10 protein-coding genes are annotated in these 12,583 nt (G+C 64.5%); all 10 read left to right on the plus strand.

Annotated features, from left to right (window positions below; genetic code table 11):
- Positions 1-67 precede the first annotated feature (67 nt).
- Positions 68-682, plus strand: a complete 615-nt coding sequence (locus tag N2602_RS01290) for a ribonuclease D (RefSeq protein ID WP_212257744.1) — start codon at positions 68-70, stop codon at positions 680-682.
- 163 nt (positions 683-845) lie between these two features.
- A complete protein-coding gene (gene lptC / locus N2602_RS01295) occupies positions 846-1,577 on the plus strand; it encodes an LPS export ABC transporter periplasmic protein LptC (protein ID WP_172788627.1) in 732 nt (243 codons plus the stop codon).
- A 5-nt stretch (positions 1,578-1,582) separates the two neighbouring features.
- Entirely contained in the window at positions 1,583-2,290 is a 708-nt protein-coding gene (locus N2602_RS01300; RefSeq protein ID WP_212257743.1) for an LptA/OstA family protein, read from the plus strand.
- 208 nt (positions 2,291-2,498) lie between these two features.
- Positions 2,499-3,503 carry an LPS export ABC transporter ATP-binding protein gene (gene lptB / locus N2602_RS01305; protein ID WP_260381513.1) on the plus strand — a complete coding sequence of 335 codons (1,005 nt, stop codon included), beginning with the start codon at positions 2,499-2,501 and terminating at the stop codon, positions 3,501-3,503.
- Between the two features lie 89 nt (positions 3,504-3,592).
- Positions 3,593-5,215, plus strand: a complete 1,623-nt coding sequence (gene rpoN, locus N2602_RS01310) for an RNA polymerase factor sigma-54 (protein WP_260381514.1) — start codon at positions 3,593-3,595, stop codon at positions 5,213-5,215.
- A gap of 81 nt (positions 5,216-5,296) precedes the next feature.
- Complete coding sequence (hpf, locus tag N2602_RS01315; protein WP_260381515.1) at positions 5,297-5,902, plus strand: ribosome hibernation-promoting factor, HPF/YfiA family; 606 nt, start codon at positions 5,297-5,299, stop codon at positions 5,900-5,902.
- Positions 5,903-6,131: 229 nt separating this feature from the next.
- Positions 6,132-6,593, plus strand: coding sequence for a PTS IIA-like nitrogen regulatory protein PtsN (gene ptsN / locus N2602_RS01320; RefSeq protein WP_063681444.1), 462 nt, complete (start codon positions 6,132-6,134; stop codon positions 6,591-6,593).
- Between the two features lie 214 nt (positions 6,594-6,807).
- Entirely contained in the window at positions 6,808-10,020 is a 3,213-nt protein-coding gene (locus N2602_RS01325; RefSeq protein WP_260381516.1) for an autotransporter domain-containing protein, read from the plus strand.
- Positions 10,020-11,339, plus strand: a complete 1,320-nt coding sequence (locus N2602_RS01330; protein ID WP_260381517.1) for an O-antigen ligase — start codon at positions 10,020-10,022, stop codon at positions 11,337-11,339. The genes N2602_RS01325 and N2602_RS01330 overlap by 1 nt, the downstream gene beginning before the upstream one ends.
- Before the next feature lie 13 nt (positions 11,340-11,352).
- Positions 11,353-12,372: a glycoside hydrolase family 5 protein gene (locus tag N2602_RS01335; protein WP_260381518.1), complete on the plus strand. Its 1,020-nt coding sequence runs from the start codon at positions 11,353-11,355 to the stop codon at positions 12,370-12,372.
- Positions 12,373-12,583: the final 211 nt, after the last annotated feature.

A 12,583-nucleotide genomic window follows, 5' to 3' on the forward strand; every position in this document is an offset into this window, starting at 1 on the left:
ACTGGCTACATCGCGATCCATTCGACTAGCCTATGATATCGACGCACCGATTCGACCCGAGGTTTTCATGACCGTACGCCTGCACCGCGGCGACCTGCCCGACCTGTCCCGCTACACCGGAGCGGTGGCGATCGACACCGAGACCATGGGGCTGAACCCGCACCGCGACCGGCTCTGCGTGGTGCAGCTCTCACCCGGCGACGGCAGCGCCGACGTGGTGCAGATCCCCAAGGGCCACACCGACGCGCCGAACCTGAAGGCGCTGCTTACCAATCCGGCGGTCACGAAGATCTTCCATTTCGCGCGGTTCGACGTCGCGGTGCTGTACCAGACCTTCGGCGTCATGACCGGGCCGATTTATTGCACCAAGATTGCCTCCCGCCTGACCCGCACCTACACCGACCGCCACGGCCTCAAGGACCTCGTCCGCGAGGTGCTCAACATCGACCTCTCCAAGCAGCAGCAGTCCAGCGACTGGGGTTCCGACAGCCTGACCGAGCCGCAGCTCGCCTATGCCGCCTCCGACGTGCTGCATCTGCATGCCTTGCGCGAGCGGCTGGATGCCATGCTGGTGCGGGAAGGCCGCAGCCAGCTGGCGCAGGCCTGTTTCGACTTCCTGCCGACCCGCGCCCTGCTCGACCTCCAGGGCTGGGCGGAAGAGGACATTTTCGCGCATTCCTGAACGCCCGGCGCGGCGATTGGCCGGGCCTTGCCGCCCCGTTTCGGACACTTTCGTAACGGCCTGTCGCCGGCTGCATATTTGGGCGGCGCCGGATAGAATGGGGTGCCCCCCTCGACCGGACACGGCGAGCTCCTCGTCAGGAGCCAGGCAAGCAGGAACCCAGGTGAATTCGGCCCAGAATCCCACCTACGACGCCGCGCTCGCGGCGAAGTTCGCCAGCGCGGCGCGCCACAGCCGCCTGGTGCGGATTCTGCGCATCGCGGTGCCGGGTGCGGTGCTGCTGTCCATGGCCGCCATCGTCGGCGTCTCGATCTTCAACCCGTTCCGCATGCTGATACCGAAGCTGCCGGTCGATAGCGGAAATCTGGTGGTGTCGGGCACCAAGATCACGATGGAATCGCCGCACCTCGCTGGTTACACGCCCGATCAGCGGCCCTACGAGCTCTGGGCCAAGACCGCGACGCAGGACATCACCGATCCCGACCATGTCGATCTCAAGGACTTGCGCGCGAAGGTGTTGATGGAGGATCAATCGACCCTGTTCCTCGACGCCCGCACCGGCCGCTTCGACAACAAGCAGCAGCAGCTCGATCTGCGCAAGGACATCTTGCTGCGCACCTCGACCGGCTACGAGGCGCGCCTGAACTCGGCCTTCGTCGACATGGGCAAGGGCACGGTCTCCTCGGACGAGCGCGTCGACGTCAAGCTGACCAACGGCACGCTGAGCGCGGATCGCCTGCGCATTACCGAAGGCGGCGACGTCATCCGCTTCGAGGGCAATGTGGTGATGCATCTGGACAAGCTGGATGAGCCCGCCGCTGTTCAGCCTGCACCGCCCGAGCCTGCGCCGACGAAGACACGCACGCCTCAGAACAAATCTGCCAATTCGAAGTGATTTTCATGATGACCTGTTTTCCGCGTGACGCTGTTGTCAGCAAGGCCGCGCTCGCAATCGGCCTCGCCCTGCTGGTCACGGGTGCGGCGCTTGCGCAGAGCACGATGCAGGGCGTGCCCAATGCGATGCAGGGCTTTTCGCAGAACCGCGATCAGCCGATCCAGATCGAAGCCGCCTCGCTTGAGATGCGCGACAAGAAGAAGGAGGCGACCTTCGCCGGCAATGTGAAGGTCGTGCAGGGCGACACCACCATGACCTCGAAGACGCTTGTGGTGTTTTACGAATCGGGCGGCGGCGACAAGCCGGCCGCGCCGCAGCCCGCAGCGAAAGGCGCGAAATCGGCGCCGATGCAGTCGGCGCAGCCGGGTCCGGGCGGCAGCTCCTCGATCAAGCGGCTCGAGGCGCGCGGCAATGTCGTGGTCACCCAGAAAGACCAGGTCGTGACGGGCGAGACCGCGGTGTTCGACACCAAGACCAATCTCATCACCATGCTCGGCGGAGCAGGCGGCCAGGTGGTCCTGACCCAGTGCAAGAACGTGCTGCGCGGTGATCGTCTGATGGTCGACATGACCACCGGCGTGTCCCGCGTGGAAGCCGACAACGGACGGGTGCAGGCATTGCTGCCGCAGGGCGGCAGCAATGATTGCGGCCAGGGCGCCAAACCCGGCGCGCCGCCGCCTCTGCAATTGCCGGGCGCAACTAAACAAAAGTGAATTCAACAACTTGGATCGGGTGCTCCCGATCCGAGGTTGAAGCTTGGCGGGCGAGCCTGTATCTAGCGCGCAGGGCTTTTGAAGCGGGGTCTGCCGCTTTTCGGGCGTGTTTCACTGGGCATGAGACATCCCTTCATTCATGGTGCGCCGGCGAATCGAGGCCGGCACGGCAGATCGCGTGATGATCGCGAAAGACTAGAAGGCGGGGATGGTCGATCTCTTCAGCATGTTCCGTCGGCGCCCCGCCAAGCGCGGCCGGCCAGGATTTGCGCGTCAGGACATCACCGCGCTCGGTGACAGCGTCAGCGGCCTCGTGCCCAGTCCTGTTAGGGACGCCCCGCCGATTGGCCGCGACCAGCCGCGCGCGGCCGACCAGTTCCAGGGTGACTACGAGGCCGACTATCCGGCCGAGCCGCGCCCGCAGGCGGTTCATCCGGTCCGGACTGCCGCCAGGCCCAACGGTGGCGGCGGGCCGCAGCTGTTGAAGCGGCCCGGCTTCCTGGCTGTGCATAGCGTGGAAAAAGCCTTCGGCAGCCGCCAGGTGGTGCGCGGCGTCAGCATCTATGTGCGCCGCGGCGAAGCCGTCGGCCTGCTCGGCCCGAACGGCGCCGGCAAGACCACCGTCTTCTACATGATCACCGGCCTGATCAAGGCCGATCGCGGCGCGATCGAGCTCGACGGCCACGACGTCACGAAACTCCCGATGTATCAGCGCGCGCGGCTCGGCATCGGCTATCTGCCGCAGGAGGCCTCGATCTTCCGCGGCCTCACCGTCGAGCAGAACATCCGCGCCGTGCTCGAAGTGGTCGAGCCCTCGCGCAAGAAGCGCGAGCAGCAGCTCGACTCGCTGCTCGACGAGTTCAACATCACGCGCCTGCGAAAATCACCGTCGATCGCGCTGTCGGGCGGTGAGCGCCGCCGCGTCGAGATCGCGCGCGCACTGGCGACACGGCCGAACTACATGCTGCTCGACGAGCCCTTCGCCGGCATCGACCCGATCGCGGTCGGCGACATCCAGGATCTCGTCCGCCATCTCACCAATCGCGGCATCGGCGTGCTCATCACCGACCACAATGTCCGCGAGACGCTCGGCCTCACCGACCGTGCCTATATCGTCTATGCCGGGGAAATCTTGACCGAGGGAACTCCGGATGAGATCGTGGCTGATCCGGACGTGCGCCGCCTTTACCTTGGCGAGGAATTCCGCCTCTAGCCCGTTTTTGCGTTTCGTCAAGACGTGTACATCGGGCTCGGACTAGGATAAGCAAAAATCGGACCATTTTTGGGAACGGTTCTTGCTTCATGGCGCTTACGCAGAGATTAGAGTTCCGGCAATCGCAGTCGCTGGTCATGACGCCGCAGCTGATGCAGGCGATCAAGCTGCTGCAATTGTCCAATCTCGATCTCACGACCTTCGTGGAAGAGGAGCTCGAGCGAAACCCTCTGCTGGAGCGGGCCAGTGACGAGGCCCCCGCAGAAGCCCCGGCCGAGGCCGGCAGTTACGGCGATTCCGAGGGTGGCCAAGGCGATGGCCAGGGCGAGGATGGCTTCAGCGGCAGTGCCGAGGGTTTCGAGCCGGGCCAGGAAGAATGGATGAGCAAGGATCTCGGCACCCGCGCCGAGATCGAGCAGACCCTCGACACCGGCCTCGACAACGTCTTCTCCGAGGAGCCGGCCGAGGCTGCGGCGCGCAACGCCCAGGATGCGGCGCCGACCACCTATACCGAATGGGGCGGCGGCGCCTCCGGTGACGAAGACTACAATCTCGAGGCCTTTGTCGCGGCCGAGACAACCTTGTCGGACCATCTCGCCGAGCAGCTCTCGGTGGCCTTCACCGCGCCCGCGCAGCGCATGATCGGCCAGTACCTGATCGACCTCGTCGACGAAGCCGGCTATCTGCCGCCTGATCTCGGCCAGGCCGCCGAGCGTCTTGGCGCGTCGCAGGCCGAGGTCGAAAACGTCCTCGCCGTGCTGCAAAAGTTCGATCCGCCCGGCGTCTGCGCGCGCTCTCTCAGCGAATGCCTGGCGATCCAGCTCCGCGAGCTCGACCGCTACGACCCCGCGATGCAGGCGCTGGTCGAGCATCTCGATCTGCTCGCCAAGCGCGACGTCGCGGCGCTGCGCAAGATCTGCGGCGTCGACGACGAGGACATCGCCGACATGATCGGCGAGATCCGCCGCCTCAATCCCAAGCCCGGCATGAAGTTCGGCTCGGCGCGCCTGCAAACCATGGTGCCCGATGTCTATGTCCGTCCGGGTCCCGACGGCGGCTGGCATGTCGAGCTCAACAGCGACACCCTGCCGCGCGTGCTGGTGAACCAGACCTATTATTCCGAGCTGTCGAAGAAGATCGGCAAGGACGGCGACAAATCCTATTTCACCGATGCGCTGCAGAACGCGACCTGGCTGGTGCGCGCGCTCGACCAGCGCGCCCGCACCATCCTGAAAGTGGCAACCGAGATCGTGCGCCAGCAGGACGGGTTCTTCACCCATGGCGTCGCGCATTTGCGGCCGCTCAATCTGAAGGCGGTCGCCGACGCCATCCAGATGCATGAATCCACGGTGTCGCGCGTCACCGCCAACAAATACATGGCGACAAATCGCGGCACATTCGAGCTGAAATATTTCTTCACGGCCTCGATCGCCTCGGCCGACGGCGGCGAAGCGCATTCGGCGGAAGCGGTGCGTCACCACATCAAGCAGCTGATCGATTCGGAGGAGCCCTCCGCGATCCTGTCGGACGACACCATCGTGGAACGCTTGCGCGCCTCGGGCATTGATATTGCCCGCCGCACGGTCGCGAAGTACCGCGAAGCCATGCGCATACCCTCCTCGGTGCAACGCCGCCGCGACAAGCAGAGTGCTCTTGGTAACGTCCTCTCTACCGCCTTGTCCGATCGCTCCCGCAATCCCGAACCGGCCTGATTGCGCTGGCGCCAAATCGCGCTACTCTCGATGCCCCATCGAGACCGATCCAAGCTGGGCACCAACCAAGCGAGGCATCACATGACTCTCAGAATCTCGGGCAAGAGCATCAGCGTCGGCGAGGCCCTGCGCGGCCGCGTTGCCGACCGCACCGACGAGGTGCTGCGCAAATATTTCGACGGCAATTATTCCGGCCACATCACGCTGAGCAAGGACGGCTTCGGCTTTCGCACCGATTGCGCCCTGCATCTCGATTCGGGAATCACGCTGGAGGCCGATTCGAACGCACCGGATGCCTATGCCAGTGCCGACCAGGCGCTGCTGATGATCGAGAAGCGGCTGCGACGCTACAAGAACCGGCTCAAGGACCGTTCCGCGCGCAAGGCCCATGCCGCCTCCGAGGCGATGGCTGCGCTCGACGCCACCAGTTATGTGCTGGAAGCGCCCGGAGAGGGCGAGGACGAAGTCGCCGGCTACAGCCCCGTCATCATCGCCGAGCAAACCACGTCGCTGAAGCGGCTCTCGGTCAGCGAAGCCGTCATGGAACTCGACCTCAGCGGGGCACCCTGCCTGGTATTCCAGCATGGCTCGTCCGGCCGGGTGAACATCATTTACCGCAGGGCGGACGGCAATGTGGGCTGGATCGACCCGCCGGGAGCCAAGGTGGACGGCCAAGCCGGCGGCTAGGCCCGTGGGCCGGCACCCGTACCATCCCGGCCCTTAACAATGACAGGGGCAAAGCCGCACGCGGGAGTTGGCACCGGGATTGCGTTGGAGTAGAAGCCCCCCACATCTGGACTTGGTAGGGCTTGGGCTAAGTCCCCCTCCTGCTTCATGTTATTGACGCCGGCCGGGCTTGGTCTATCAAGCCAGCCAAATCGGAACCTGACGGTTTAATTCACCTCGGAAAGCTTCCATGCCGATTACCGATCTGGTCGCACCCGAGGCGATTCTCCCGGCATTGAAAGTCAACAGCAAGAAGCAGGCCCTGCAGGAGCTCGCGGCCAAGGCCGCCGAGCTGACCGGGCAGAACGAGCGCGCGGTGTTCGAGGTGCTGCTACAGCGGGAGAAGCTAGGCACCACCGCGGTCGGCTATGGCGTCGCCATTCCGCACGGCAAGCTGCCCAAGCTGGAGAAGATCTTCGGCCTGTTCGCGCGGCTCGATCGTCCGATCGATTTCGAGGCGATGGACGGCCAGCCGGTCGATCTCGTCTTCCTGCTGCTCGCCCCCGAAGGCGCCGGCGCGGATCACCTCAAGGCGCTGGCCCGCATCGCCCGCCTGCTCCGCGACCAGGACATCGCCAAGAAGCTCCGCGCCTCGCGCGATGCCCAGGCGATCTATTCCGTGCTGGCGCTGCCGCCGGCAACGGCGGCGTAACGTCGCCTTCTTCCAGCCTGTCGAGGGTCCGATCCGCTCGGGCTCCTGGATCGCGCGTTGGGCCGTGTCGCCACGCCCCAGTGATCTCTAAGGTAGACGGTATGAAAATCTTCCCGCCTGAGACGCACGGCACATTGGCCGGCGTCAAGGTCCGCTAAGAGTCGCTCGAGACCATTGGGACTGAGTGGACGTGATGCGGAATGGAAGGGCGCCGTTGCGCATCGGCGCGGCGGCGGAAGAACGGCTCCATGGGCGCCGGCGCTTGCGGATGGCGCTCCTCGGCACGGTGGCAAGCGGTGCATTCTGGCTGGCCGAACTGGAGCCGGCGCAGGCCGGACCGGGCAGCTGCACGGTTGTCGGCGACACCGCCACCTGTAGCGGCGATCAATCGGCCGGGATCGGTGCGGCCGATTTCAACCCAGGCGTGGTCGGCACGCTCAACGTCAATGCGCTGACGACCGACATCGCGCCGGGCTCCGGCGTCGCCGCGATTTCCTTCAACAAGGGCAACGGCAACGTCACCATCAACAGCGACCTCGGGCCGTATGCCATCCACGCGACCGGAATCACCGACGCAATTACCGGCACAGTCAACGGCAGCGTGACCATCAATCACGCCGGCAACATCAGCTCGGCCGGCGGCGCCGGCATCTACTTCACGACGGTCGGTGGGTTCGCCGGCGGTATCACCGACATCAGCATCACCAGTAGCGGCACGATCGACGCGTATAGTGACGGCATTCATGCGTGGGTACAGACCGCTTTGTCCAACGGCCCCGTCGTCATTGCGCACACTGGCGACATAACGTCGAGGACGACCTATGGGGTTTCCGCGCTGACCCTCTCCAACACCGTAAACGTCACTACCGTCGGCAACATCAACGCCGCCCTTGGGGGCATCGAGGCAACCGCCGACTTTGACGTTACCGTCAACAGCACGGGAAACATCGCAGCTACCGCAGGCATCCTTGCGTTCTCCATCTTCGGCCACATCGCGGTTTCGCAACGCGGTAACGTCGCCGCCACTCTCGACGGCATCTTTGTGAGTACCTCGAGCGGTTCTGCGACGGTCACGCAGAACGGCAATATCTCGGCTGGACGCAACGCCATCTTCGTCGCGGCGGCGGACAGCGTCAGCATCACCAGCCGCGGCGATCTCGTCGCCCATGACACCGGCATCGCGGCGACCGGCGGCGGCGTCGGCGTGAACAGCATCGGCAACATCGCCGTGAGCAACGGCGCCGGGATGTACATCATCGGGCAGCAGGCCGTGGGAATCACCAGCCGTGGAAACGTAAGCGGGTCCACCTACGGTATCTTTGCGGGCATGACGAACCTGTTCGGATACTTTACGACTGTGGACAGTGCCGGCGACATCGTCTCCTCCGCAGGCGAAGGAATTCACGCCGAAACGGTTGCCGGAGTGACCTCCGTCACCAGCCGCGGGACCATCAGCGCATTTGCCGACGGCATCCGCGCTTACGCGCCCGGCAATGTCACCGTGAACAGCACCGGCACGGTTTCGTCCGGGTCGGGCAACGCCATCTATGCGAGCGGGGGAGGCAATCTCGAGGTCACGGCCAGCGGCGGCGTCGTGTCGGGCGCGCTCGCGGGCATCCGGCTGGACGGCGGCGCAACCAATACCGTGAGCATCGATGCGACGGCCAGAATCATGGGCGGTCTCGATGCAGTTCTGGCGAGCACCGGCAACGACACCGTGAACAATTCCGGTATCGTCAGCGGCAATGTCGTGCTCGGCGGCGGCAGCAACGCCTTCAACAACCTGTCCGGCAGCGTGTTCAACAGCGGCGCGACGGTGGATCTCGGCGCCGGCAATCTGCTGAGCAACGGCGGCATGCTGGCTCCGCTTGGGGTCGGCGCGGTCGGCACCACGACGCTGACCGGCGATTTCGTTCAGGGCGCGAGCGGCAGGTTCATGGTGGACGTGGACGCCGCCGGTCACAGCGCCGACCGGCTCAACGTCACCGGCACGGCCGGCCTCGGCGGCAAGGTGGTGGTGGATCCGCTGGCGCGCCTGGCGACGACGACGACCTACACGATCGCGAGCGCAGGCAACGTGAGCGGCACCTTCACGGGCGTGGATTTCCTGACCGCAAACAGCTTCGCGCGCAACGCCCGGCTGAGCTATGTCGGCAACGACGTGCTGCTGACGCTCGATCCCGGCCTGCTGTCGTATTCGCTCCCCAGCAATGCCAGCGTCAATGTGCGGAACGTTGCGGCGGGGATCGACGCGCCATTGATAACAGGCGCGGCGCTGCCGGCGGGCTTCAATGCCCTGTTCGCAATGGCCGGTGCGCCGCTGATGAACGCCCTGACGCAGGCCTCGGGCGAGACTGCGACCGGCTCGCAGCAGACGACTTTCAACGCCATGAGCCAGTTCATGGGCACGCTGACCGACCCGTTCCTGGCCGGGCGCGGCGATCCTCACGCGTCAGCCGGTGTGACGGGATACGCTGGCGATGCGCCGGCGTCAGCCGGTGGCCGCAAGCGCAGCGGTGCCGAGCGTGACGCCTACGCGGCGATCTCCCGCAAGGCGGCGCCCGCGCAGACCTTCGAATCCCGCTGGAGTGCATGGGCCGCAGGCTTTGGTGGCTCGCAGACCACCGACGGCAACGTGCAAATCGGCTCGAATAATGCAACCAGCCGCATCGCCGGCGCAGTCGCCGGCGCCGACTATTGGCTCTCGCCGCATACCGTTGCGGGCTTCGCGCTCGCCGGCGGGGGCACCAGCTTCTCGGTGGCCAATGGCGGCACCGGCCGCTCCGACCTGTTCCAGGCCGGCGCGTTCGTGCGGCACAATGCAGGCGCGGCCTATGTCACGGGCGCGCTCGCCTATGGCTGGCAGGACATTACTACCGATCGCACGGTCATCATCGCCGGTGCCGACCATCTCCAGGCGCGCTTCAAGGCCAACGCCTATTCCGGCCGGCTCGAAGGTGGATATCGCTTCGTCGCGCCCTGGATCGGCGGAGTCGGCATCACGCCCTATGCCGCGGCCCAGTTCACGGCGTTCGACCTGCCGGCCTATACGGAGCGGGCGATCACCGGCAACGACACCTTTGCGCTCAGCTACGCTTCGAAGATTGTCACCGCCAGCCGCAGCGAACTCGGCCTGCGCACGGACAAGTCCTTCGGCATGGCCGACGGCATTGCCACGCTGCGCGGCCGTCTTGCCTGGGCGCATGATTTCAACCCTGATCGCTCGATCGGAGCAACCTTCCAGGCGCTGCCCGGCTCGAGCTTCGTGGTCAATGGCGCCGCACAGGCCGCCGATGCCGTGCTCGTCAGCGCGTCGGCGGAGAAGGCATGGCTGAACGGTTGGTCCGCGGCTGCAACGTTTGAAGGTGAGTTCTCGAACGTCACGCGCAGCTACGCCGGCAAGGGCGTCGTACGATATGCGTGGTGATGCCCGGGGCCGGTGAGAGCGGTCAGCTCGTGACCAGCCTGCACACCGACGATTCCCAGGAGGACGAAAGCGCGATCTGGCAAGCGCCCAGCGTCGGCGTGGAAAAGCTGGCCGGAAACGTGATGCGCTGCTCGATCACGGTCAATGTGATCGCGTCGATGGGTGTCCTCCACCCCGCGCTGCTTCCCGCAGAATGGAGCTTTGTGCAACAGGTCGTTGCGCTCCTGATGTGGGTCATCTTGATCTACGCCAGTGCCTTCGTGCGTCCCTGCCTGCGCGTGCAGCCCAATCCCGATTTCATCGCGCTGGTCGCATTCTATGCTCTCGCCGCTGTTTCCGTGCTCTGGAGCGGCCTCGCCACTGCGGCGATCATGAAGAGCGCGGCCCTCGTGGTCACGACCTTCGGTGCGTACTGCCTCATCACGCGGATCGACATCGACGAGATCGTCGGAGCGACGGCGCTGGGGCTCTTCATCTTGGTCGCCGCCTCGGCCCTGTGTGCGGTCTTCGTGCCCGAGATCGGCGTCGATCAGAGCTGGATGCACAGCGGCCAGTGGCAAGGAATCTACGAATCGAAGCAGACGCTCGGCTTCATCAGCGCCTATCTGATGTTCTTTGCCTTCTATCAGAAGATGACGGGCCAGGACTGGATCGTCTTCCTCCTGACGTTTCTCCTGGCATCGACATGCGTCATCGCCTCGGAATCCCGTGGTGCCGGCGCCGTCGCGATTGCCGCGGGCGCACTGCTCGTGACCTCGATGTGGTCGATCCGCTGCATGAGGATCTACGCGGTGCTGCCGGTCATCATGTGCATCCTGGCTGCACTCCTGATCCTGTATTTCTACGTCACCGGGTACGATTCCATCCATCTCGGCGAATCGACCATCAACTTGACCGAGCGGACGTTCATCTGGCAGTACGCCATCAGCCATTTCAACGACGCGCCGCTGCTGGGCTTCGGCATCAATGGATTCTGGACGCGCCCCGCGATTTACGACTATTTCAACCAGAACCACGGCTGGGTGCTCGACAATTACCATAGCGGCTACATTGCGGTGGCGATGGAGACGGGTTTCCTGGGATACGTGCTGTTCGTCGCGAGCGTCTATCTGTTCTCGGAAAAGGTCCTGTACTTGATCGCCACCCGGTCGATCGATCGTCGCCACTGCGCTCTCGTGATCGGATTCGTCGTCCTCAGTTTTCAGTCGAATTTCACCGAGACGATGTTCCTTCGCTCCACGATGTTCACCTCGGTGCTGCTCGTTGCATTCTTCTTCGCAGTCTGTCGGCCGGTGCCGCAGCAAGGCTTGCAGCAATGATGGAGCAGGCAGGATGAACGCCATCTGCGCCCGCTGGGCGGCAGCTTTCGGTCTCGCCTTGGCGCTATCGGTGCTTGCGATCTGCTCCCCGGCAGAGGCAGCCGGGCAGGCCAAATCCGCTCCCCCAAAATTGGGACGCGGCATCAACATCCTTGGCTACGACGGCATCTGGGAGGGAGGCCGGAACGCGCCATTTCGTCTGGACAATCTCACTGCGATCAGGCGCGCCGGGTTCTCGCACGTTCGGATCAATTTCTTCGGCTTCAAGTTCATGAACCCGGGGAATGCGCTGGACGAAGTCGTCTTGAGGCGGCTCGATGCCGTCATCGAGGAGGTGCTCGCCCGGAATCTCATCCCCATCCTGGACGAGCACGATACCCATGTCTGTCAGCGCGACGTCTCCGGCTGCGCCGAGAAGCTGAAAGCATTCTGGACGCAAATCGCCGCGCGCTATGCCGGGAAATATCCGAGCCTTGTCTTCGAGGTGCTCAATGAGCCGGGCGGGCAGATGACGTCCGCCGCCTGGAACGCCCTTCTGAACGAGTGTCTCGGCATCATCCGCGCCACCAACCCCCGGCGGTCGGTGATCGCTGCGGTCCTCAACGTCGATGAGATGCCGGTCGAGGACCTCGTCCTGCCGTCAGACGACCGAAACCTCATCGTCACGTTTCACTATTACGCGCCGCTCCGTTTCACCCATCAGGGCGCACCGTGGTCGCCGAAATTCTCGCAAATCGGCCCGCTCGATTGGGGCACGCCGGAGGACGAGCAGAAGGCGCGCGCCGATTTCGAGAAGGTCAGGTCCTGGTCCGAACGGGAAAAGCGCCCGGTCTATCTCGGCGAGTTCGGCGTGTACGAGGCCGCTCCCGCCGAAGCCCGAACGCGATACCTGTCGTTCGTGGCGCGGAGCGCGGAGCGGCTCGGCTGGGCCTGGGCCTATTGGCAGTTCGACCACGATTTCGCGGCCTTCGACAGCGCGCGCCAAACCTGGAAGCCGGAGATCATCCGGGCGCTGATTCCAAACGCACGCTGAAACGCGAATGTTACGTGACCTGAACTCGACCGCGCGATGCGATCGTGCTCCGCCTTACGCGCCGTTTTCCGGCTTAAGACGCCGAGAGGCGGCGCCTTGCGTTCACTTTTGACCAATACCCAATTACCAAATGTATCGGAGTGTTGCTGCCCGAATACAGCGCGCGGAGGCCGGCCGATGTACCTTGGCTGGAGATTTCTATCGCTGATTG

It is taken from the genome of Bradyrhizobium sp. NC92, assembly GCF_025200865.1.
GTDB lineage: Bacteria > Pseudomonadota > Alphaproteobacteria > Rhizobiales > Xanthobacteraceae > Bradyrhizobium.